Below are 22212 nucleotides of genomic sequence, written 5' to 3'. Positions count from 1 at the left end.
ACGAATCAGAACGCTAGACGGCTAATGATCTATTCGTCAATAGCCAAGGAGATCCGACAGATGCCCGAATTCCTCGACCTACACGGCCGCAGCTCGAAGGTGCTACGCGCACTCGCGGACCGCGAAATGCGTACGCATGGATTGCATCTGGGCCAGAATTACGTCCTGGCACTGCTGTGGGAGCAGGACGGACGCACCCCGGGCGAGGTCGCGACCGCGCTGAATGTCACCACCCCGACCGTGGTCAAAATGGCCACCCGGATGACCTCCGCGGACCTGCTCGAGCGCCGTCGCGACGACCACGACAACCGCTTGGTCCGCCTCTGGCTCACCGACAAGGGCCGCGCCCTCCAACAGCCGATCGAGGCACAGCGACAAGCCTTGGAGGACAAGGTGACCGCCGACCTCACCCCCACCGAACGCCGTCACCTCATGAGCGCGCTGCGCAAAATCCACCGCACCGCAACCGAACTCCTCGGCGACGCGGCACCCTGATCCCGCGGATTCAGCTCACTCCGGGCCGCTGGGACCGAATGATCTCCGCCAGCCGTTCGTAATCATCCGCGCGCGCCGTCGATGCGCGAAACGCCAGACCGAGCGTGCGTCCCGGAGCGGGGGCGGCGAATTGCGCGGTTTCCAATGTGCCGCGCGCGGTTTCGGCCGCCACCGCCATCTCCGGAATCAACGTCACCCCGAGACCGCCTGCGACACACTGGACCACGGTTGCCAGCGACGCGGCACGAGTATCGCCGACCGCACCCGGATGGGCGTCGGCGGAGCGGCAGAATTCCAGGGTCTGATCGCGCAGGCAGTGCCCCTCGTCGAGCAGCAGCAGCGGCAGCGCGTCCAAGGTGGCAGGTGTGATATCGGTGCGACCGCCCAGCTCGTGTCCGCGCGGGGTCACCAGGACGAATTCCTCGGTGTACAACGGGATCTCGACGAGGCCGGGCGCTTCGGTCGGCAGCGCGAGCAACGCCACATCCAGGACGCCGGTGCGCAATCCCTCCAGCAGCCGGGCGGTTTGGTCCTCGACCACCTGAGGATTCAAAGCGGGCAATACCCTGCGCAATTCGGGCAGCAGATCCGGCAGCACATACGGGGCAACCGTCGGAATGATGCCGATCCGCAGGGCGCCGCCCAGACTGTCACCGGTCGCCGAGGCGACGAATCGGTCGGCCGCCTCGAGGGTCGCCGTAGCCTGCGGCAGCAGCCGCATACCCGCGGCGGTGACGAGCACCCGCCGGGTGCTGCGCTCGATCAGCTGCAGCCCGAGCCCGTGTTCCAATGCGGCCAGTGCCTGCGATAACGTGGGCTGGCTCACACTCAGCCGCGCGGCCGCGGTGCCGAAGTGGCGGTACTCCGCGACCGCTACGAACGCACGCAGCTGCGACAGGGTCGGCTGATAAGTCTGATCAGTCACGCCTATCAGTGTAGTGCGACTGATCACGTTTACCTTTCACCGGCCTTTGGGCAAGATCACCAGTGAGCTTTCGATCCACTCGCTCTAGCAAACCGACTGACGAGGAGACAAGCATGGCTTTGCTGACCATCGGCGACCAGTTCCCGGCATACAACCTCACCGCGGTGATCGGCGGTGACCTGTCGAAGGTCGACGCTCAGCAGCCTGACGACTACTTCACCCGCATCACCTCCGACGACCACGCCGGCAAGTGGCGCATCGTCTTCTTCTGGCCCAAGGACTTCACCTTCGTATGCCCGACCGAGATCGCCGCCTTCGGCAAGCTCAACGAGGAGTTCGAGGACCGCGACGCGCAGGTGCTCGGCGCCTCGGTCGACAACGAGTTCGTGCACTTCCAGTGGCGCGCCCAGCACGAGGATCTCAAGACCCTCCCGTTCCCGATGCTGAGCGACCTCAAGCGCGAATTGGCCTCCGCCACCGGCGTTCTCAATGCCGACGGCGTCGCCGACCGCGCCACCTTCATCATCGACCCGAACAACGAGATCCAGTTCGTCTCGGTGACCGCGGGTTCGGTCGGCCGCAATGTCGACGAGGTGCTGCGCGTGCTGGACGCACTGCAGTCCGATGAACTGTGCGCCTGCAACTGGAAGAAGGGCGATCCGACCATCAACGCGGGCGAACTGCTCGCCGCGAGCGTCTGAGCGTTATCCGAACCACCTGAAAAACCCCGAACGAGAAGAGGATTCGCCGAATGAGCATTGAGACCCTGAAGAACTCCCTTCCCGAGTACGCAAAGGACCTCAAGCTCAATCTGTCGTCCATCGCACGCACCACTGTGCTGAACGAACAGCAGCTGTGGGGCACGCTGCTCGCGTCGGCGGCCGCGACCCGGTCGGCGACGACGCTGCGGGAAATCGCCGAGGAAGCCGCGGACAATCTGTCCGCGGAGGCCTACAACGCCGCACTCGGCGCCGCCTCGATCATGGGCATGAACAATGTGTTCTACCGGGGCAAAGCGTTTCTGGAGGGCCGCTACGACGATCTGCGTGCCGGTCTGCGGATGAACATCATCGGCAACCCGGGTGTCGACAAGGCCGATTTCGAGCTGTGGTCGTTCGCGGTCTCCTCGATCAACGGCTGTGCGCACTGTCTGGAGGCGCACGAGAAGACCCTGCGCGAGGCAGGCGTCTCGCGTGAGGTGATCTTCGAATCGCTGCGCGCCGCCGCGATCGTCGCCGGGGTCGGCCAGGCGGTGCAATCCACGGAGACGCTGGCCACCGCCGCGGTCTGATATCTCACCGGAAACACGCAGCGGCCCCGTCCGAGTGGACGGGGCCGTTGCCTTTTCCGCGCCGACCGGCACGTGTCGGAGCGGCTCGCTAGCCTGTCCGCGATACGCACCTCGTGAACAAGGGAGCAGGCCGATGGCTGTCCGCACGCCGCCGACCGATGAGGACATCTGGGTGGTACCCGCTGCCTGGTGGTCGAAAACCGATCCGTTCCGCGGCCGATGGCCCGCACGGAAGGTTGCCGTGAATACGGCTGCGGCACAGACCATCTCCGACAAGTTGGCGCAGTCCGCGGATCGGATCCGCGCCATCATGGGCCATTCCGGCTCGCACAAGGTGCTCGCCGAGCGGGGTGCGCGATACCTGGAAGATCGACGTGCCGACCCGCTCGGCGCGGCCGTGTGCGCCGCGATCGGTATGGACGCGAAGCTTTGGGATGCCGATGCCCTCGGCCGCTACTACGACGACCACGCGGATCTGGCCGATTATCTGGTCGCGACCCACGGTCTCGGCTGTGCCGTGGCGACCGTGGCCGCACTGACCGGCATCCATGCGGAAGCATCCAATACCTGGGGCGGGCAATCGAATCGTGTTCTGGTGTCGAGTTCTTGCGATCCGCCCGCCACCCTGGTCCGGCGACTGCGCACCCTGCTGGCCGCCACCGCGGAGATGGACTACGCCGATGCCCTCGACCAGGCGCGGCAGCTGCGCCGCGGGCCGCTCGCGATCCGGTTGCTCACCTCATACCTGTTCCCCACCGAACAGGACTGGGTCGCAACCGATCTCGCCGACCCGAAACTCACCGACAGCTTCGGATCGATATTCCTGCTCGCCTCGGTGACCGATGCGGCGCACGCGCACCGCATACTCGATCTGCTCGGCTGGCACTGGCATCTCCTGCGCGACAACAAATCGCTGATCTACAGTGTCGCAGCACATCTCGGCCCCGACGCCACTTCGGTCCTCACACGACTGTGGGAGGCCGGTCAGGGCAACAGCTCCGCTCCTGGACCGGAGACCCTGTCGCGCATGCTAGCCCGCCTCCCCACTGACGAAGCTATGGACTTCCTGGCCAGGCATTCGTGGCGCAATGTGACCGCCGCGGCGCTGCTCGCCTCGACCGAACGGTTTCCGTCTCGCGCCATGCGTGTGCTCGGCGCACGGACCACCCGGCGAGAGAACGCCGACGACTTCTGCCAGCACGTCCGCCGCCATCCCGAACTCGCCGTCGCCATGCGCGAGGAACTGCCCGAATCCGCACAGCAGTTGATCACCGAGAGTCTGCCCGGAGAGCAGACGGCCGATACGACTCCCGCCCAACTCGTTCCCGCGATCCTGAGCACACCGCCATGGCAACGACCGCGTCGCAGGCCTGCTGCCGCAGTAGCTCTCGAAGTACCCGCAGGCGTTGCTATTTCGTGGCGCGATGGCGAACGGGAGAAATGGCTCGACAGCGTCGGCACGCTGTCCGTGGACGAGATACGCGAGCGGCTCGAGCGCATTCCGCCGGGCAATGACTTTGTCAACGACTGGACACTGCACGCACTCGCCCAGGTCGATTTCGCGATCGCGGAACCGTACCTGCGCACCAGCACCGTGGGCTGGGGACTCTGGTCCGCCACTCCCCTGCTCGCACTCACGGCAAAACACGGCGCCGCTACGCACGATCTGGTCATCGACACCGTCACGAAGCGACCACGCGACCACGCTGCGGCGATCGCCCCTTTCGAAAGTCCGGCCGTCGCCGGACTGGTCGTGGACTGGCTGCGCATGCGCTCGCGCCGCCGCATCGCGCTGGACTGGTTGCGCCGCCATCCCGCCTACGCCGCGACCGCGTTCATTCCGGGAGCGATCGGCAAGGCGCGCAAGGCAAGACGCACGCATGCGGCGGCTCTGCGCACCCTCGTCACACTCGGTCACACCGATGCCGTCATCGCCGCCGCGACCGCATATGACGCCACTGCGGCGGTACGCGAATTGCTCGATACCGATCCCGCCGAGGTCGTGCCCGCGCGGATTCCGGTTCTCCCGCAATGGTTGTCGATCTCGGAGCTGCCCACGATCGGGCTGACCGGCGCCCACGCGCTGCCGCCCGAGGCGGTCGCCAATCTCGTTACGTTGATGATGCTGTCGGACCCCGGAGCGCCGCATGCCGCGCTGGCACGGGTTCGCGAAGATTGCGATGCGGCGAGTCTTGCCGCCGCGGCCGGTGCGATCCACAGCCAGTGGACCAGGGCGGGTGCGCCGTCGAAGGACACTTGGGTCTGGGAAGTGCTGGCTGCCTTCGGAAATGACGAGACGGTCGAGGAGCTGCTGCCGAATATCCTGTGGAGCGGGGCCAAGGACAATGCGCTCGACACCCTCGCCGCCATCGGTACCGACCACGCCTTGTCGGCGCTGATCACCTTGAACGAAAAGGGCCGAAACGCGGCGGTCCGGGATGCGGCGCAGATCCGGGTCACCGATGTCGCGGACGAATTGGGTTTGAGCGAGGATCAACTCGCCGACCGCCTGGTTCCCGATCTCGGGCTGCGCCCCGACGGTACGGCGCTGCTGGACTTCGGGCCGCGCCAATTCGTGCTCGGCTTCGATGAACAGCTGCGCCCCACCATTACCGGTACCGACGGCACCCGCTACAAGGCACTGCCCAAGGCCGGAGTGCGCGACGACGAATACTCGGCCGCCGACGCGACCGCGACCTATCGCTCGATCCGCAAGTCGGTCAAGAAGTTCGCCGCCGATCAGATTCGGCGGCTCGAACGCGCCATGGTCACCGAACGCCGCTTCACCCTCGATGAACTACACACCCTGTTCATCGCACATCCGGTGCGCATCAACGTGACCCGCCGCCTGATCTGGGCGACCTATCGCGACGGCCAGGTGCTCGACTCGTTCCGCATCGCCGAGGACGACACCTTCGCCGACGCCGACGACGCCACACTCGAAGTCGCCGAGGATGCCGTCATCGGTATCGCCCATCCCCTCCACCTGGGCGCCGAACTGACCGCCGCCTGGGCCGATGTGCTCGCCGATTACGAACTCCTGCAACCATTTCCACAGATCGGCCGGGAGGTGCACCAGCCGGATCCGGAACTGCTCGCCGATTCCTGGGTACCGATCCCGGCGAATGCCACTGTTCCCCTCGGCCGTATCCACGGCCTGACCAACCGCGGCTGGAATCCACCCGAACGCGGCGACGGCGGTCGCATCGATACCTTCGACAAGCGGCTCCCCGACGATCGGGTTTTCAGTATCGGGATCGATCCGGGCATGGAGCCGTTCGAACCGGTCGCGCCCGTGCACGAGCTCAGGTACGCCGCGCTCGCAGGCCGCAATGGCCCCACCTTCGCCGACCTCGGCCCGGTGACCGTGTCGGAGATCCTGCGTGATCTCGCCTGGCTCTGCGGCCCGCGTTGACAGCACTGGACCTTTTGGAGGCCGGTAGGCTCGCGAACATGGGCACACAGGGTGAACCAGAGGCCATCGGTACGCGGGTCGAGGTCGTGCGCGTTTTCACGGACCCGACCGGGCGAGGCGGCAACGAGCTCGGCATCGCTCGCGCCGCCGATGTCGCCGAGATCGACCACCAGGCGCTGGCGGCGAAGGCCGGGTACAGCGAGACCGTCGTTGTCGAGGATCCCGTCGACGAGGTAGCCAGGGTGCGGATCTACACCCCCGCGGTGGAGCTGCCCTTCGCCGGGCATCCGTCGGTGGGCACCGCTTGGTGGTTCGCCGAGCAGGGCCGGCCGGTGCGGATTCTGCAGGTGTCGGCGGGTCCCGTCACCGTTGAACTCTCCGACGGCATGGTCTGGATCAAGGCACGCGGCGAATGGGCCCCTGACTTCACCTTTCACCAGCTCGACGACCTCGACGAGCTGGCGAATCTGCGCCCCGACGATTTCGACAGCGGCTCGCACTACCTCTGGACCTGGACCGACGAGCACCGCGGTGCTCTGCGCTCGCGCATGTTCGCCCCCGCCATGGGCGTACCCGAGGACGAAGCCACCGGAGCCGCCGCCGTCGCCCTCACCGCCCTGCTGCGCCGCGGCCTGATCATCACCCAGGGCAAGGGCTCGCAGATCTTCACCGAATGGGACTCCGACGGTTGGGTCCGACTCGGCGGCCGCGTGGTCGCCGACTCGGTCGTCAACCTGTAGACCGCGAGTATCCAACGACCTGATCCGGCGGCCGCGGGTGGCGGTCGGAATCGGAGACGAGTTCGGCGAGGCGGCGCAGCAGCGTGACGAGCTGGACCCGCTCGCCGGGCATGAACGCCTCGTAGGCGCGCAGCTGGCGCTCGCGCAGTCGGGTCCGGAGCAAAGCGAGCCGCTCGGCGCCGTCGTCGGTGAGGCTCACCAGGACTCGCCGCGCGTCCTCCGCGGATCGGCGGCGCACGACGACACCCTTCGCCTCCAGTTGCTGCAACATGCGGGTGGCGGTGGGCACGCTGACGTCCGCGTTGCTCGCCAGCCGTCCCACCGGGATGTCCGCCTCCCCGGCCAGCGGTTCCAAGAGTGCGACCTGGGCCAGGGAGAGTCCACCGATCTGCTCGGCGCCCGCCGAACGGGCCCGCCGCATGGCGACGAACAACGCGTCGGCCGCCTGCGCGATCTCCTCCCCGGTTACGTCGGCATCCATCGAGATCTGCTGGACATTGCCCGTATTTGCCACGCCTGCTAGCCTAGCATCACAATAATTAGCAAGCTAAATATTAGTAAGCGAGTGAAAAATGGCCTCTCCATCCCGGATCGACGTCCACCAGCACCTCATCCCGCCTGCCTACCGGGAAGCAATGGACCGTCATGGAGAGACGGCCGGGGGTTGGCCCACACCCGCCTGGGATGCCGAGAGTGCGATCGCGATGATGGACCGCCGGTCGATCGCTACCGGCATCCTCTCGATCAGCTCACCGGGCACCCACTTCGGCGACGACGCGGAGGCCCGCGCGATCACCCGCGACATCAACGAGTACAGCGCGGAGCTGACCAAGGACCGGCCCGACCGCTTCGGCTTCTTCGCGAGTCTCCCGCTACCGGACGTCGAGGGCGCGATCGCCGAAACCTCCTACGCGCTGAACGAACTGCACGCCGACGGTGTGGTGCTGCTATCCAACTACTACGGCCGCTACCTCGGCCACAAGGAGTTCGAGCCGCTCTGGGCCGAGCTCGACGCTCGCGCCGCGGTGGTTTTCATCCACCCCACCGCCCCGCCGATGCCGATGCTGGAGGGTATGCCGAGTCCCCTGCTGGACTTCCCTTTCGACACCACCCGCACCGCCGTGCATATGACGCTCAACGGCGTGATGAGCCGGCACACCCGGATGAAGGTGATCCTCTCGCACGCGGGCGGCTTCCTGCCTTACGCAGCCTGGCGGTTCACCGGCGGCGCACAGTTCAACCCCGGCATAACGCCCATGGGCGTTCTGACGGACCTGCAGCGCTTCTACTTCGACACCGCACTGTCCACCACGCCGTCGGCCTTACCCTCCCTGCTGGCCTTCGCCGCGCCGGGACACATCTGCTACGGCAGCGACTTTCCCTTCGCCCCGGAGGGAAGCGGCGATCTCCTCGACTCTCTGCTGGACAGCTACGAGGGCTTCGAACCCGGCCAGCTCGACGCGATCAATCGCGGTAGCGCCGAGGCCCTGTTTCCACGTCTCTCAGCAGCCTGATCGGACAACAACGCGGGCTTATCCGGAGGCAGCGGCGATCAACATGTAGGCCGTGCCCAGGTCCATGACGAGGTGGGGCACGAGTGCCGATGTCAATGCCCGGCCGATGAAAGAAGTCGACTGCTGCGGGTCGGCTCGGATGCCGATCGGGTGGCCGAGCCAGCGCCGGCAACGGCCGGTACTCGCCGCGACGATCAGGCCGAGCGCATCGGCGGTGAAGAGCACGGTCAGTGTCAGCGCCGGTCCGAGTGCCGGCCCGTCGGCGTGCATGCCCGCACCGTGTCCCGCGATCGAGTACAGCATGGCGGCCGCGACGGCGATGTGATATCCGAGGGCGACCATTCGATCATCGGGCAGCACACGAGTTATATTGCGCCACTGCATAATTCGATCTACCAGCAAGGCCGCGAAGACAATGATGAGCGCGATCAGCACACCGCGCAGCACGACCGGATCCGCTCCCATCGGAAAGACCAGCATCGCAAGCATGACCATGCACATGATCAGATGGGCGGCATCGGACTCATGACATGCCGCCGCATTCATGCTGAGCGAATCTGCTTGCAGGCGAACGGGTTCGGCCCCACCGACGCCGGCCGATGCCGTCAACCGCCCGAGCACCACCGCGGCCGCGAACAGAAACGCCACCACCACCGACCACCGCAATGCCGCATAGTCCTGCGCGAACTCCACCACACCCACCTCCCGACCCAGATCCTCCCCTCCATGCTCGCACCCCAACACCCCACCCACCGCCATTTCCTCACTCCCACACCCCCTCCTCTCCCTGCACACTCCTTACGACGCGGGCCCCGAGGCACCCGCTGGACGAATGATCACGTGGAAACCACGGCGGCAAAACGCGAGGACCTTACGCCACCAGTTCCACCTGATCTTGGTCGCCCGCGACGAAATGGCGTGGCAGCCAAGGAATGCGGGCTAGTGTGCGACGCTGGGGCGGAGGCGCTCGTTGGCGGCTCGGGCGAAGCGGCCGGGTGAAATGCCGCGCCATTGTTTGAAAGCGTTGGAGAAGCTCGGGGCGCCGGAGTAGCCCATGCGGTACGCGACGTCTTCGACGGTGAGACCGGTGGCGAGCAGTTCCTCGGCGAGGGTGCCGTAGGTTTCGACGCACAGTCGCCGGTAGGAGGTGCCCTCGTCGGCTAGTCGGCGTCGCATTGTGCGCAGGCTCATGTGCAGACGTTCGGCCACATTCTCCTGAGTGATGCGCCCGTTCATCTGATGCAGCAGCACCTCGCGCACCGAACCGGCAAGGCCCTGCCGCAAACCTCGGCGCTGCAGCAGATCGGCGCACTGCTCCTCGAACATCAGCGCGGTGAGCGGGCTGGCATTGGGCATCGGTCGGTCGATATCGGTGGCGTCGAAAACCGCGAGCTGGAGCTCCGCGGATTCGATGCTGGGAATCTCGAATTGCTCCAGTATCGGCCGCATTCGGGACAGCAGCCCACCGGCAACCTCGGCCCGAACCACCGGCGGCGGCACCCCGAACACCAGATACCAGTTATAGAGCAGGGCCGCCACATCGCGTTCGGCCAGGAAGGCGCGCAAATCTTCGGGCAGATCCCGATCGTCGCCGTAGAGCCAGATCTCGTCGCCGTGATAAACGTGCCAGGCCCGCGCGAACGAGGTCATCATGCTGAAATAGCGCATCGCGACATCGATGGCCGAACGCATGGTCGGACTGCTCAGCACCGCCATACCGAGTACGCCGTGGGTGGTGATGCGCGTGCGCATACCCGCCTCGAAGCCAAGTCCCGGTTGGTCGTCGAGCAAAGTGACGAGATTGCGGACGAGTAGAAGTTCCTGCGCCGCAGTGATCTCCGCGCCGGGCGTTTTCAACACCACCGGATCGATACCGGTGCCGCACAGGAGGTCCGGGCGCGTCAGATTGTGATCATCGGCGAGCTCGGCAAGGATCGCCGCATTCGCCACCGACCGCCGCCACTCCCATGAGGCCACGAATACATCGTGAGCGCTGCTGGCCGATACTCGCCAGGTTTTGGCCGAACATCGTATATACCAAGCGAGTTCGGCTCGAGCTGACCGGTATGCGCAATCTCATGACCCGATATCGCATGGCAAAGGCACTATCGCATACCTACCGTCATAGCTATCGTCGAGCGAAGACCAAGGTAGGCGAGAACAACATGCCGAGAAAGACCCTTATCGGCACGCGCGTCGCGATTACGGGCGGCACCTACGGTATCGGCAAGGAGGCCGCACTGGCCTTCCTGGCCGTCGGTGCCGATGTGGCGATCGGTGACGCGGACATCGGCAAAGTGCGTGCAATCACCGCCCAGTTCAACCGGATTCATGTTGCCGACGCCGTCGGCCTTCCTGTCGAGGTCACCGACGGCGTGAGCTTCGCCGAATTCCTGGCGACCGCCGAACGCAGGCTGGGCGGTCTCGATGTCGTGGTGAATGCCGCCGATGTCGAACCAACCGGTTCGTTTCTAGCCGAATCCGTTCACGAATCGGATCGGCAGATAGATATCAATCTCCGTGCGGTGATCACCGGATCCCGGCTCGCCGGAATGCGTTTCGTCGAACAGGGCCACGGACATATCGTCAATATCGGTTCCGCCATCGGCGTCACGGCCGCACTCGGCGCCGCGGTGTACTGCGCGACCAAGCACGCGGTGGTCGGACTCGGTACCGCACTGCATCGCGGACTCGCCGAACAGGGCGTACTGGTCAGCACCATCGCGCCCGGTTACGCACCCGATCCGGAGGCGGTGGCGGACGCGATCGTCGACTGTGTCGAACACCGGCGCGGCGGACTGGTGGTGGTGCCGCCGACCGGGTGGTTCCGTACCGCGATGCCGGATCCGGCGCAGTTGCGTCATACGATGCGGCGGATGCTCGGCAGTATGTGAGCCGTCAGGCCGGGAGCTCCCGCAGGACCCGTTTGAGTACCTTTCCAGTGGGGTTGCGCGGGAGTTCGTCGACGAACAGCACGTCACGCGGGACCTTGAAGCGGGCCAGATGCGTCTTCACGTGCTCGCGCACCTCGTCCCCGGTGAGCGAATACCCTTCGCGGACAACGACTACCGCGCGCAGGCGCTGACCGTATCGATCGTCCGATACGCCGAATGCGCTGACCTCGGCCACGGCCGGATGCGCGGCGAGCAGCTCCTCCACCTCACCAGGAAAGACGTTCTCGCCGCCGGAGACGATCATGTCGTCATCGCGTCCATCGATGAAGAGTCTTCCAGCACTGTCGAAATGGCCGACATCCCCGGTGGACATCAACCGTCCGATGCGCGCCTTGTCACCACCGCCGGTGTAACCCTCGAATTGGTAGTTGTTGCCGACGAAGATGCGTCCGGTAGTGCCGGGGCTCACCTCTCGGTCGTCGTCGTCGAAGATCTTCACGGTCGTGCTCGGCACCGGAGAGCCGACGCAGCCGGGCTCGACCGCCAGATCCGCAGGTGTCGCAATAGTCGCGTAGGCCACCTCGGTGGAGCCGTAAACGTTGTACACCACCGGCCCGAATGCGTCGGTCACCCGGATGCACAGGTCCGCACCCAGCTGCGAGCCCGCGACGAAGATGATCCGCAACCGCGAAAGATCCCGCCCGGCAAAAGCTTTCGGTCCGGTGTCGACGAGTCGCTGCAGCATTACCGGCACCGCGACCATGGCCGTGGCACCGTGGCGGTCCAGGCTGTCCAGCACCTCCCGGGGATCGAAGCGCCGCCGGATCACCAGCGTGGAACCGAAGCCGACCGCGAGGACGGCGTGCGCGAATCCGAGCGTATGGAATAGCGGCGCAGGGCATTCGGTGATTTCGCGGGCACGGAACGGCACCTTGCCGAGGATGGCGCCCAGCGGCGACAGTGAGGCCGGCTCGCTGCTGCGCGGCGCACCTTTCGGGGTGCCGGTCGTCCCGCTGGTCAGCAGGATGATGCGCGGGGCGGTGCGCGGCCTACGCGGTGGTGTGCGCGCCGCACCCGCGATCAGATTGTCGATGGTGTCGACGCCCGGTTTATCGGCCCAGGCGCGGTAGCGTCCCCGGCGCGGCGTGAAATCGCCGAGCATACTCGCGTATTCGTCGTCGAAGATCAGCAGATCGGCGCCCTCGCGGGTCACCACCTCGCGCAGTTGCGGCGCCGCGAAATCGGTATTGAGCAAGATGATTCGCGCACCGCATTTCGCGGCGGCGAAGACCGCGTAGTGGAAGCCGCGGTGGTTGCGCGCCAGGATGGCGACACCCTCGCCGTCACGTAGTCCGCGCGCCCGCCAGGCATTAGCGAGCGCGGTGCTGCGCTCGTCGAGTTCACGAAAACTGACGCGACCGAGTTCATCGATGATGGCGGCGCGATCGCGATAGCGCAGGGCGGCAACCGTTGTCAGCCCGCCGAGCAGTCCGGAGCGCAGCACCGCGGCACCCATGAGGGCGAGTCGATCCGGGCGTTCGGGAGTCGCGAGTCCGGCACGCACCGTCAACGCGGCGTAATAGGTCTCATCGGCGGCCCGACGTGCCGCAGCCGCGGCCAGCGCCCCGACCTTGTTCGCAAACTTCATGATTCGATCCTGACGCGAATCTCGTCGAACCGCTCGCCGACCCGAATCCCTTCGGCCGCAGCCGATTCTGACACCGCCGCCGTGCGGCCCGATTCGTCTGAACGCGGCGGTGCGCCCCGCTCGGCTGACGACGGCGCCCAGGGGTGCCGGCAGTCGGCGCGGCCCAGTCGATGCACTATCCGTGCGCGGCGCGTACTTCTCGAGTATCGGCATCGTGGTCCACCTGGGTGAGGGCGAGTGCCCTCACAGTAAAGGGTCTCCGGCGGATTCGTCGAGCACCGACCCAGACAGCAGGTCCGATGCAGGCACAATCCATGATGGACGGATGTCCAGCGATATCGGCGACCGCCTACCGACCCCAACCGCACCCGCCGCCGCGCTGCGGATCGTCGTCGATGATCTGTCCGGTCCCGAAGTCGCTACCCTGCTCACCCAGCATCTGGCCGAGATGCACGACAACTCGCCCGAAGACAGCGTGCACGCACTGGACCTGGATGCGCTCCGCCGCCCGGACGTCACTTTGTGGAGCGCCTGGGAGGACGACGAACTCGCTGGTTGCGGCGCACTCAAACAACTCGACCCCACCCACGGCGAGATCAAGTCGATGCGTACCGCCACCGATCGCACCGGCCGCGGCATCGCCTCAGCCCTGCTGCACCATCTCATCGCCGAGGCCCGCGCACGCAACTACCAGCGACTCAGCCTGGAGACCGGAGCCTCCGACTACTTCGCCCCCGCACAGCGGCTCTACGCCCGCCACGCATTCGAGATCTGCGCACCCTTCGCCGATTACGTCGAGGATCCGCACAGCGTCTTCATGACGCGCACCCTCTGATTCCACGCGTCGGAGCGCAGGCCCTCAGCGCCCATCGAAGCCTGGTGGATCGGACCGTCAGCCCGCGTTGATCGCGGTGATCAGCGTGCGATTGCCCGCCGTTCGCGTCGTGATGATCTGCGTGAAGGTCTGCGGCTGCTCGCTCGGACGCTGCTGGGTCAGCCGGACCTCCCAGTGCGCCTCCCCCGCATCGCTGCCCGCGCGGGTGATCTGCACACAGTAGAGGGTGCCGATCGGTACCTGGTTGATTCCGCGCTGAATCTGGTCGGCGGCGGGCACATTCGCATCATTGGCGACTACGCCGCGCGCGGCGAATCCGGAACGCTGCACATAGTAGGCACGTTCGAACGCGAGGATCGCCGACGGCCCATCGCTGGTGCCGCCGGGATCGGTGCCGGAGATGACATCACCGGTGCGCCGCTGTTCGCAGCCCGGGGTGGCGACCGCGGACGGTTGGTCACCGGGTGCCGTGGTCGCTGGGGCGCGCCCACCAGTCCCCTGGGCGGCCGCTCGTGTTGTCGCCGCGGCCGGTCGCTTGTGATCGCCCGAGCCGCCGAAGACGAACATCAGCACCGAGACCACCGCCAACACCACGCCGAGCACGATCAGCACCGCGACGACTCGGTTGCCGCCACCGGTCGGTTGCGGATCGCGACGGCGTGGCGGATGACGCAGTGCCGGACCGGGATTGCCACCGGACCGATCGATGATCGTCGGTACGACCGAACTCGTCTCCGCCGGTAGCTCGGACTCGGCTTCGACCGCGCGCGTCGGAGGCCGACTGCGATCCGCCTCCGGTGGGGCCGCCGCGGGGCGCTGGGGTTCGAGCCACTCCTGCCAATCCCCGGCCGGCCGAGGACGGCGCGGCCGCTCGGGTGGATCGAGCGCATCGGCCAGCGGTGTCCGGGGCTGGCCCGAACCGCGGCGTGCGTTCGGACGGCGGCGCCGTTTCGGGGCCGGAGCGGCGGGCCGGACCATGGGCAGCCCGGTGTCGAACGGATTGCCCTGGTTCTGGCTCGAGGAGCCGGAATCAGAGCTCGTCATCGTCGAATTCGCCGATCACCGCTGGCGGGACGGTCGCCAATACGGTCGGCACGGTGACGCCGAGTTGACCGTCGCGCGGGCGGCGGTCCTCATCCGACTGCGACGACGGCGGCATCGCGAGACCACCGGTGGTGCCGGGCTGATTCGTCGGCTCCGGCCCGGACGGGCGCGACGGCGGCGTGTCCGCGCTCGCGGCCGGTGCCTGCGGCGCGGGTGCGGGCGCGGGTCTCGTCGCGGTCGGGCCGTCCAGGCTCGGCGGGATCACCGAGTTGGTTCCGATATTCGGCGCGGGCTTGGACGACTGCCCCGATCCACCACCGAAGTCGATCACATTCGTTGGCTTGCTCGCGCTGTCACCGCCCGTGGGCGAATTCGTGGTGCTGCCCGGGTGGATGAGTTCGGGAATCGCCTTATCGATGACCTTATCCGCGGACGCGGCCACGGTATCCATGGCGTGCGTGCCGACTTCGGCGATCTTATCGATCAGGTGGGTGCCGATATTGACCCCGGCATCGATGGCCGCGGTGCCGACCGAAACGCCCGCGTTGATCAGGTACTGCTGCAACTGGAGTTGGGCCGCCTGCACCGGATCCAGTGGCGTCGTTGTGGTCACCCCCGCCGTGGTCACGCCGTTCGTCGTACCCGGCACGACCGTCTGCTGGGTGGTACCGACACCCTGCGGTGTGGTCACCGTGAGCGGTCCCATCGCATCCAACCGCGCAGTGTGATCATCCATTTCCGACTGCGCCGTGCTGACCGCGGTAACCGCGTCGCGCAGCGCCTGGGTCGCTCGCGCGATCACCGCGTCGGAATCCGAGGACGCGCTCGCGGTGCTCATGATCTGCTTGGCGTCGCGACGAAAGTCCGCGATGATCTGATCCACCTTCTGCGCGGCACGGGCGCTGGTGGCATGGGCATCGCCGAGCACCGACAGGTACTCGGGTCCGCGATCGGTGATATCACCGATCTGAGTTTGCGTGGTGCGCAATGCCGGAACGGCATCGTCGGCGGCGCGGGAAGTCCATGTCGATTCAAGGGCGTGCAGGCCCTCGCGGTGCGGGCCCTCGGCATCGGCGGCCTGGGTGGACGCGGTGGACAGCGCGTTGACGACGGACTGGTCCGGAGTCGCGACGCCGCTGCCGAGCGACGCGCGCAATTGCAGCAGCGGCTCGACCAGCGCCGCAACGATCGGCGGATCCACATTCGGATCGATGGGCGTGCTGGCAGGAGTATCGGCCGCGTTGTTCGTTGGCCGCCGTCGAAGCAGTCGTCTCATGCCTGCGCCTCGCTGACGCTCGGCTCCGCCATGTGCCGTGCACGCTGGCACCTGATTCGCGCCCAGCCGTGGCCCGACCACCGCCCCTCATCGAATCGCTGCGCGACGCCGTATTCAGTTGGTTCGCTCATGGCAGCGCCTCTCCTTGCCGGGCAAGGGCGCCCGCGGAATCGACATCGATACCCTGCATGTCCGCGCTGTAGTCGCGCAGCACCTGCCCGTAGGCGGCGACCAGTTGCCCTGCGGTCGAGAGCGCCTGCACGTGTTCGTTCACCTTCTCGGTGAACCGGGCCACGAATCCGGCACCGACCTGACCGAGGTCGGCGACCAGTCGCTCGGGATTCACCGCGCCACCCGCGACCGCCGACGCGGAGGCCAGCTGTTGCGACACCGTATTCGCGATCGTGGTGTAGGCGGCCATCGCCGCCGGGTCGAGCTTCAGCGCGTCCACTGTTCCCCCTTAATACGGAAACCAATCTGTCGCGTCACATTTCGACACTTCGAGCGTACTTGGGACCCGGGCAATGCGCGCGCGGATCCTTTCGTTCCGCTGGAGTCTATGTCGTCGGATCGGTCGCTTATGCCGACACCGGTCCACTTCCGCAGAGACCGAGGTCGAATGCGGAAATGATCACTTTCACCTCGCGCCGGTTCTATGCTTGTAGCGACGGAGTTGGTCCCATCATCACCCTGGCGATCCCCGCGCAGGGTGCCGGCAAGGGTTAGAGGGGTCATAAGCGTGAAGAACAGCAAACGTTTTCGAAAATGGTCGGTCAGATCCGCTTTACTCGTCGGTGCCGTTTCCGCAGGTCTCCTGATGGCGGGGACGGCACAGGCCGAACCGTTGTGGCCCGGTGGACCGGATATCGGCTCACCGGCGATCATCCCGCCGGTTCCGATCGTCGCACCGTGTGGCACCACCGCACGCATGTGCATGCGGCTCTCGACGAACGAGGCCTGGCTGATGGACAACGGCAAGGTCACCTACGGTCCGACGCCGATCTCGCACGGTCGGCCCGGATATGAGACGCCGCCCGGCGTCTTCAAGGTCGCGTTCAAGCGGGAAGACTTCTGGAGCACCATGCACAACGCTCCGATGAAGTGGGCGGTCTTCTTCAACGGCGATATCGCCACCCATATCGGCCCCATCGAGGAGCAGTCGCACGGCTGCATCCGGATGACTCCCGAGGGCGCCGAAGCGACATACCGCTATCTCAACCCCGGCGACGTGGTCGAAGTCGTACCATGACAACGGATTTGCGCATGGAAGGGCCCGGGCGGATTCCGCCCGGGCCCTTCTCATGTCCTCCTCGCCTGCCTCAGTGTTCGCCGACGAGCTGTGGATCCGCGTCTTCTTCCATGACCGCCTCGCCGCGGGCGACCATGCCCGCTTCATCGGAGAGCTTCATATGGGGAATGAACAGCGCGAGCACGAAGGCGATTACCGCGCCCGGGATCAGGTACCAGAAGCCGGGGACCAAGGCGTCCACGTAGGCGCCGACGATAGCGTCGTGTAGGCCGTCGGGTAGATGCTTGACCACCGAGGGCACCAGCGCGCTCGGATCCAGCTTCGCCGCTGCGGCTTCGGGCCCGTGCGATACGAATACATCGGTGAGGCCCTCGGTCAAACGGTTGGTGAAGATGGAGCCGAAAATCGCCACGCCCAGTGCGCCGCCCATTTCGCGGAAATAGTTGTTGGCGCTGGTGGCGGTGCCGATTTGGTCGGGGGCCACGGCGTTCTGCACGACCAGGACGATGATCTGCATGATCAGGCCGAGGCCCGCGCCCATGACGAACAGCATGGCGGAGACGACCCACATCGCGGTGTCCGCGTCCAGGCGGGTCAACCAGAGCATGTCCGCGAACATCAAAACCGCGCCGAGGGGCGGATAGAGCTTGTAGCGGCCGGTTTTGGTGATCATCGTCATCGAGGCGATCAATGCGATCATCAGACCGACCATCATCGGAATCAGCAGTAGACCGGATACCGAAGCCGAAGCGCCCGTTGCCATTTGGAGATAGGTCGGGATGAAGGCGAGGGCGGCGAACATCACAAGGCCGACCACGAAGCCGATCGCGGAGGTCAGCACGAAGGTGCGATTGCGGAACAACCACAGCGGCAGCATCGGCTCCTCCGCACGCGCCTCCACGAGCACGAAGGCAGCGACCACCACGACAAACGCCGCGATCATGCTGACCATAACCGTTGAGCCCCAAGCGTATTGCTTGCCGCCCCAGTCGGTGATCAGTATCAGCAGCGTGGTCGCGGCCGACATCAACACCACACCGAGATAGTCGGGCCGGGTCTTGGGCCGGTGGCTGGGGATGCTCAGGTAGCGGAAGGCGATGAACAGTGCGGCAATTCCGATCGGCACATTGATCCAGAAGCACCAGCGCCAGCCGAGATGGTCGGCGAAGAAGCCGCCGAGCAGCGGACCCGCGACCGAGGTGATGCCGAAGACCGCGCCCATCGGGGCCATGTATTTGCCGCGATCCTTGGCGGGCACCACATCGGCGATGATGGCCTGCGCCAGAATCATCAGACCACCACCGCCGACGCCCTGGAGGCCGCGGAAGGTGATGAACTCCCAGAAGCTCGTCGAGGCGGCGGCGCCGATGGAGGCCACGGTGAAAATCGTGATGGCGAACAGGAACGGCCAGCGCCGCCCGAACAGATCGCCGAATTTGCCGTAGATCGGCATCATGATGGTGGTCGCGAGCAGATATGACGTTGCGGTCCAAGCCATATGGGAGATGCCGCCCAGATCGCCGACGATGGTCGGCATCGCGGTGCCGACGATGGTCTGGTCCAGGCTGGCCAGGAACATCCCCGCGATCAGTGCGCCGAAGATGAGCCAGATCCGCTTCTGGGTCAGGACAATCGGCTCGGGTGGCGATTCAGCCGTGATGGTCATCTCTTGCGTCTCTCCTTCTTCCCGTCATGCTGTTCGAACAGCCGCGCGGCCATTGCGCAGTGTTCGCGTACTGCCGCCGCCAGCGACACGGTCGGATCTCCGACCGTGGTCATCGCTGCCCGCGTGGTGATATTCGTCATGAATCCGGCTGCCAGACCTGCGAATTCGGGCGATACGACACTGCCGAGCCGAGCCGAGAGCAGGTCGGTCATCACGCTCTGCAAGCGGGCACCCGAGGCGACGAAGGCCGCGAGCACCCGCGGCTCGGTCTTGATGATCTCGGTAACCAGCGCGATGCCCTCGCGCACCTCGGTTTCGGATTCGAAGCCGTGCACGAACAACCAGGTGAGATCGTCCATCAGCACGCCACTCGGCCCGCCCGCGATGAACTGCTCGCGCAACTCCGGTGTGCCGATCTCGCCGACCGGCCCAACTACCGCGTCCATTTTCGTCTCGTAGTAATTGAAGAACGTGCGAGGCGAGACCCCGACCGCTCTCGCGATGTCCTCGACGGTCGTCGCGTCCAGCCCGCGCTCGACCGCGAGCCGACGCGCGGCAAGGCAGAGATCGAGCTCGGTCTGGCGTTTCTTCTGCTCCCGCAACCCGATCGGGCGCTCGATCTTGGACATGTCCGCCAAAGTAGCACAAACTGCAATTTTTCAGAAACTGCAAGTTCGGGGCATGCTGTAGCGCCGCGAGGCCGGACGACTCCGGCCCGACCGGCCGCAAAATGACCCACTGCCATCCGAAAGCGAATAACCAGCTACGCGCAACCCGAGCGAGTGCCGTCCCACGAACCAGCCCGATGCGCGAATCTCCTTGGCGGGGAGGAGAATTAGCATGCCCTCCGGGGTCGAGTTAACTCCGATATAACTCAAGATTCATCGACTTGATACTGGGTTTTCGATAGTGTGGATATTGCCTACAGCGAGGTGGGATTCGAGAACTCACGTCGGTCGGGGGGAATAACGCCCGTAGGAGAACTCCAGGTGAAGTATCCAGTGTGCGCTCGCGTGTTAGGTCCGTTGACGCTTGCTCTCAATAACCACAACGCAACTCCGACAGCACAGAAACAACGCCAACTACTCGCCTTACTACTCGTCAGACGCGACACCGTCGTTCCGGTAACCACACTCGTCGAAGAGTTGTGGAACGACGATCCGCCGCGCAGCGCCGTCACCGTCGTGCAGACCTATGTGCTGGGAATTCGAAAGAAGATGGCCGAGCAACTCGGCATCGGACAGGCCGAGGTGGCCGAACGTTTTCTCCGCACCCGCAGTAAAGGGTATTCGTTCGACGTCAAGGACTGCGTCTTCGACTTGCGCGACTATCAGAGCATGTCCGAGGCCGCGCGTTGCGCCGCCAAGGCCGGCGACGACTATCGCGCGGTCGATCTGTTCACCGCCGCGGAGGCGCTGTGGAGCGGTCCGGCACTGGTCGATGTGGAGGGCGGCATCCCGCTCGCCGCGGAGATCTCGCATCTGGATCACCTACGCCTGACAAATACCGAGCTGCGCGTCGAGGCCGAGCTGCGACTCGGTCGATATCGAGAAGCATGCCCTGACCTGGCCCGACTCACCATGCAGCACCCGCTGCACGAGCGGCTGCAGGCGTATTACATGTTCGCTCTCAGCCGGGCGGGCCAGCGCGCCCGCGCATTGGAGTCCTACCAGCAGTTCAGCAGGTCGATGCAGCGCGAACTCGGCCTGGATCCCTGCCAGAAGCTGCAGAAATTGCATCAGGATATCCTCGCCGCCTCCGACGTATCGGTCAGTGCCATGCTCAACAGCCGCCACGCGGGATACCTCATCGGCTGGCACTCCCCCGAAATCCGCTCGGCTCGCGCAGAACCGGCCTAATCCGCCCGCAACATCTCGTCCACCAGCGCGGTCGAATGCGTCGCCGATCGCATCGCCGGGTGGTCGAGTACTTCCCGCAGAAAATCCCGGGTCGTCGCGACGTGCGCACCCGAAATCCGGAATTCGGCCAGGGCTCGTCGCATGCGCGCGAGCGCCTGGTCCCGGTCCGGCGCCCAGACGATCAGTTTGGCAAGTAGCGAATCGTAGTGCGGTGGGATCGAATATCCGGCGTGCACGTGTGTATCGACGCGCACGAACGGACCACCGGGCGGTGTGAATTCGGACACGATTCCGGGCGCCGGTGCGAATTCAGCAGACGGGTCCTCGGCATTGATGCGGCATTCAATTGCCGCACCGCGCAGGAAAATATCACACTGTGCGATGCTGAGCGATTGCCCGGCCGCGATATATATCTGCTCGGCGATCAAATCGATACCGGTGACCATTTCGGTGACCGGATGTTCGACTTGGATTCGACAGTTCACCTCCATAAAATAATAATTCCCCAGCCGGTCCACCAGAAATTCCACGGTTCCGGCGCCGACGTACCCGGCTTCCAGCACCCCGTCCACCGCGGATTTGCCCATCCGCGTCGCGAGCCCCGCCGGCAGCCGCGGCGCGGGCGACTCCTCGATGAGCTTCTGGTGCCTGCGCTGCACCGAGCAGTCGCGTTCACCGAGGTGCACACCGTTGCCGTAACCATCGCACAGCACTTGGATCTCGACATGCCGGGCGCCCTCGAGGTATTTCTCCAGATAGACTCGACTGTCCCCGAACAACATTCGCGCGGTCGCCCGCGTCTCCAGATAGGCGCGTGGGAACGCCGCACTGTCGCGCACGACCTGCATCCCGCGCCCGCCGCCACCCGCGGCGGCCTTGATGATCACCGGGTATCCGATCGAGTCGGCAAGCGTGTGCGCCTCCTCGGGCTCGAGCGGATCCATACTCCCCGGCAACAGCGGTAGCCCCGCCTTGGCCATCAGAGTGCGCGCCGACTGCTTGTCACCGAGTTGGGCCATCACATCGGCGGGCGGACCGATCAGGGTGATACCCGCCGCACGGCAAGCATCCGCGAAATCCGGTGACTCCGAGAGGAATCCGTAGCCGGGATGGATCGCATCGGCGCCGGTCGTCTCGGCCGCGGCAAGGACGGCAGCAGCATTGAGATAGCTGCGTTTGGCCGCGGCAGGCCCGATCTGCACCGATTCGTCGGCGAACCGCACGACGGCCGACTCCGCGTCGGCGACCGAATGCACCGCGACGGTGCGCACCCCGAGTTCCCGGCAGGTGCGCGCGACCCGCAGCGCGATCTCGCCACGATTGGCGATAAGAATCTTCTCGAACATGGTGTCCCGCACTCT

General features: G+C 65.7%; 22 protein-coding genes. 10 read left to right on the top strand and 12 right to left on the bottom strand.

The features are described 5' to 3' along the window. Positions 1-60 precede the first annotated feature (60 nt). On the top strand, positions 61-495 hold the full coding sequence (locus ACZ60G_RS30610; RefSeq protein WP_465814402.1) for a MarR family winged helix-turn-helix transcriptional regulator: 435 nt from the start codon (positions 61-63) through the stop codon (positions 493-495). Positions 496-505: 10 nt separating this feature from the next. Here the strand turns inward: ACZ60G_RS30610 and ACZ60G_RS30605 are convergent, their stop codons facing one another. Further along, positions 506-1420 (bottom strand): hydrogen peroxide-inducible genes activator, encoded by a 915-nt coding sequence (locus ACZ60G_RS30605; protein ID WP_465814400.1) that lies wholly within the window; start codon positions 1418-1420, stop codon positions 506-508. A gap of 113 nt (positions 1421-1533) precedes the next feature. Here ACZ60G_RS30605 and ACZ60G_RS30600 point away from each other — a divergent pair, with 113 nt between their 5' ends. From ACZ60G_RS30600 to ACZ60G_RS30585, 4 genes are all read left to right on the top strand, one after another. After that, positions 1534-2121 carry a peroxiredoxin gene (locus ACZ60G_RS30600; RefSeq protein ID WP_040692624.1) on the top strand — a complete coding sequence of 196 codons (588 nt, stop codon included), beginning with the start codon at positions 1534-1536 and terminating at the stop codon, positions 2119-2121. Between the two features lie 50 nt (positions 2122-2171). Then, complete coding sequence (locus ACZ60G_RS30595) at positions 2172-2711, top strand: alkylhydroperoxidase, AhpD family (protein ID WP_040692625.1); 540 nt, start codon at positions 2172-2174, stop codon at positions 2709-2711. Positions 2712-2844: 133 nt separating this feature from the next. Further along, positions 2845-6126, top strand: a complete 3282-nt coding sequence (locus tag ACZ60G_RS30590; RefSeq protein ID WP_465814397.1) for a DUF4132 domain-containing protein — start codon at positions 2845-2847, stop codon at positions 6124-6126. A 38-nt stretch (positions 6127-6164) separates the two neighbouring features. Continuing rightward, positions 6165-6866: a PhzF family phenazine biosynthesis protein gene (locus tag ACZ60G_RS30585; protein ID WP_465814395.1), complete on the top strand. Its 702-nt coding sequence runs from the start codon at positions 6165-6167 to the stop codon at positions 6864-6866. Here ACZ60G_RS30585 and ACZ60G_RS30580 read toward each other — a convergent pair. Continuing rightward, the gene (locus tag ACZ60G_RS30580) at positions 6856-7380 is read right to left on the bottom strand and encodes a MarR family winged helix-turn-helix transcriptional regulator (RefSeq protein ID WP_465814393.1); all 525 of its coding nucleotides are present in this window, start codon (positions 7378-7380) and stop codon (positions 6856-6858) included. The two genes, ACZ60G_RS30585 and ACZ60G_RS30580, sit on opposite strands and share 11 nt — an antisense overlap. A 58-nt stretch (positions 7381-7438) precedes the next feature. Here ACZ60G_RS30580 and ACZ60G_RS30575 point away from each other — a divergent pair, with 58 nt between their 5' ends. Further along, the gene (locus ACZ60G_RS30575; protein WP_465814391.1) at positions 7439-8380 is read left to right on the top strand and encodes an amidohydrolase family protein; all 942 of its coding nucleotides are present in this window, start codon (positions 7439-7441) and stop codon (positions 8378-8380) included. An 18-nt stretch (positions 8381-8398) separates the two neighbouring features. Here the strand turns inward: ACZ60G_RS30575 and ACZ60G_RS30570 are convergent, their stop codons facing one another. Then, positions 8399-9073 carry a DUF5134 domain-containing protein gene (locus ACZ60G_RS30570; protein ID WP_465814389.1) on the bottom strand — a complete coding sequence of 225 codons (675 nt, stop codon included), beginning with the start codon at positions 9071-9073 and terminating at the stop codon, positions 8399-8401. 246 nt (positions 9074-9319) lie between these two features. Further along, positions 9320-10357 (bottom strand): AraC family transcriptional regulator, encoded by a 1038-nt coding sequence (locus ACZ60G_RS30565; protein ID WP_465814387.1) that lies wholly within the window; start codon positions 10355-10357, stop codon positions 9320-9322. 188 nt (positions 10358-10545) lie between these two features. Here ACZ60G_RS30565 and ACZ60G_RS30560 point away from each other — a divergent pair, with 188 nt between their 5' ends. Then, positions 10546-11274: an SDR family NAD(P)-dependent oxidoreductase gene (locus tag ACZ60G_RS30560; protein ID WP_465814385.1), complete on the top strand. Its 729-nt coding sequence runs from the start codon at positions 10546-10548 to the stop codon at positions 11272-11274. A gap of 4 nt (positions 11275-11278) precedes the next feature. Here the strand turns inward: ACZ60G_RS30560 and ACZ60G_RS30555 are convergent, their stop codons facing one another. After that, on the bottom strand, positions 11279-12922 hold the full coding sequence (locus ACZ60G_RS30555) for an acyl-CoA synthetase (RefSeq protein WP_465814383.1): 1644 nt from the start codon (positions 12920-12922) through the stop codon (positions 11279-11281). Between the two features lie 325 nt (positions 12923-13247). Here ACZ60G_RS30555 and ACZ60G_RS30550 point away from each other — a divergent pair, with 325 nt between their 5' ends. Further along, a complete protein-coding gene (locus ACZ60G_RS30550) occupies positions 13248-13757 on the top strand; it encodes a GNAT family N-acetyltransferase (RefSeq protein WP_465814381.1) in 510 nt (169 codons plus the stop codon). 57 nt (positions 13758-13814) lie between these two features. Here the strand turns inward: ACZ60G_RS30550 and ACZ60G_RS30545 are convergent, their stop codons facing one another. The 4 genes from ACZ60G_RS30545 to ACZ60G_RS30530 are packed head-to-tail and all read right to left on the bottom strand — an operon-like array spanning position 13815 to position 16528. Next, positions 13815-14801, bottom strand: coding sequence for a DUF8176 domain-containing protein (locus tag ACZ60G_RS30545; RefSeq protein WP_465814379.1), 987 nt, complete (start codon positions 14799-14801; stop codon positions 13815-13817). Continuing rightward, positions 14788-16077 (bottom strand): hypothetical protein, encoded by a 1290-nt coding sequence (locus ACZ60G_RS30540; protein ID WP_465814377.1) that lies wholly within the window; start codon positions 16075-16077, stop codon positions 14788-14790. Before ACZ60G_RS30540 ends, ACZ60G_RS30545 begins: the two co-directional genes overlap by 14 nt. After that, a complete protein-coding gene (locus ACZ60G_RS30535) occupies positions 16074-16208 on the bottom strand; it encodes a hypothetical protein (RefSeq protein ID WP_465814375.1) in 135 nt (44 codons plus the stop codon). The genes ACZ60G_RS30540 and ACZ60G_RS30535 overlap by 4 nt, the downstream gene beginning before the upstream one ends. After that, complete coding sequence (locus ACZ60G_RS30530; RefSeq protein ID WP_063038365.1) at positions 16205-16528, bottom strand: hypothetical protein; 324 nt, start codon at positions 16526-16528, stop codon at positions 16205-16207. Before ACZ60G_RS30530 ends, ACZ60G_RS30535 begins: the two co-directional genes overlap by 4 nt. Before the next feature lie 366 nt (positions 16529-16894). On the opposite strand from ACZ60G_RS30530, the gene ACZ60G_RS30525 reads away from it, so the two are divergent. Beyond that, on the top strand, positions 16895-17326 hold the full coding sequence (locus ACZ60G_RS30525; RefSeq protein WP_387284936.1) for a L,D-transpeptidase: 432 nt from the start codon (positions 16895-16897) through the stop codon (positions 17324-17326). A 70-nt stretch (positions 17327-17396) separates the two neighbouring features. Here the strand turns inward: ACZ60G_RS30525 and ACZ60G_RS30520 are convergent, their stop codons facing one another. After that, a complete protein-coding gene (locus ACZ60G_RS30520) occupies positions 17397-18992 on the bottom strand; it encodes an MDR family MFS transporter (protein ID WP_465814374.1) in 1596 nt (531 codons plus the stop codon). Then, complete coding sequence (locus tag ACZ60G_RS30515) at positions 18989-19621, bottom strand: TetR/AcrR family transcriptional regulator (protein ID WP_465814372.1); 633 nt, start codon at positions 19619-19621, stop codon at positions 18989-18991. The genes ACZ60G_RS30520 and ACZ60G_RS30515 overlap by 4 nt, the downstream gene beginning before the upstream one ends. A gap of 360 nt (positions 19622-19981) precedes the next feature. On the opposite strand from ACZ60G_RS30515, the gene ACZ60G_RS30510 reads away from it, so the two are divergent. Further along, positions 19982-20851 (top strand): AfsR/SARP family transcriptional regulator, encoded by an 870-nt coding sequence (locus tag ACZ60G_RS30510; RefSeq protein WP_465814370.1) that lies wholly within the window; start codon positions 19982-19984, stop codon positions 20849-20851. Here the strand turns inward: ACZ60G_RS30510 and accC are convergent. After that, on the bottom strand, positions 20848-22209 hold the full coding sequence (accC, locus tag ACZ60G_RS30505) for an acetyl-CoA carboxylase biotin carboxylase subunit (RefSeq protein ID WP_465814368.1): 1362 nt from the start codon (positions 22207-22209) through the stop codon (positions 20848-20850). The two genes, ACZ60G_RS30510 and accC, sit on opposite strands and share 4 nt — an antisense overlap. Between the last annotated feature and the right edge of the window lie 3 nt (positions 22210-22212).

Source organism: Nocardia sp. NPDC102475, assembly GCF_055584605.1.
The sequence above is the reverse complement of the archived record's forward strand: the minus strand, read 5'-3'. Positions and strand labels throughout refer to the sequence as shown.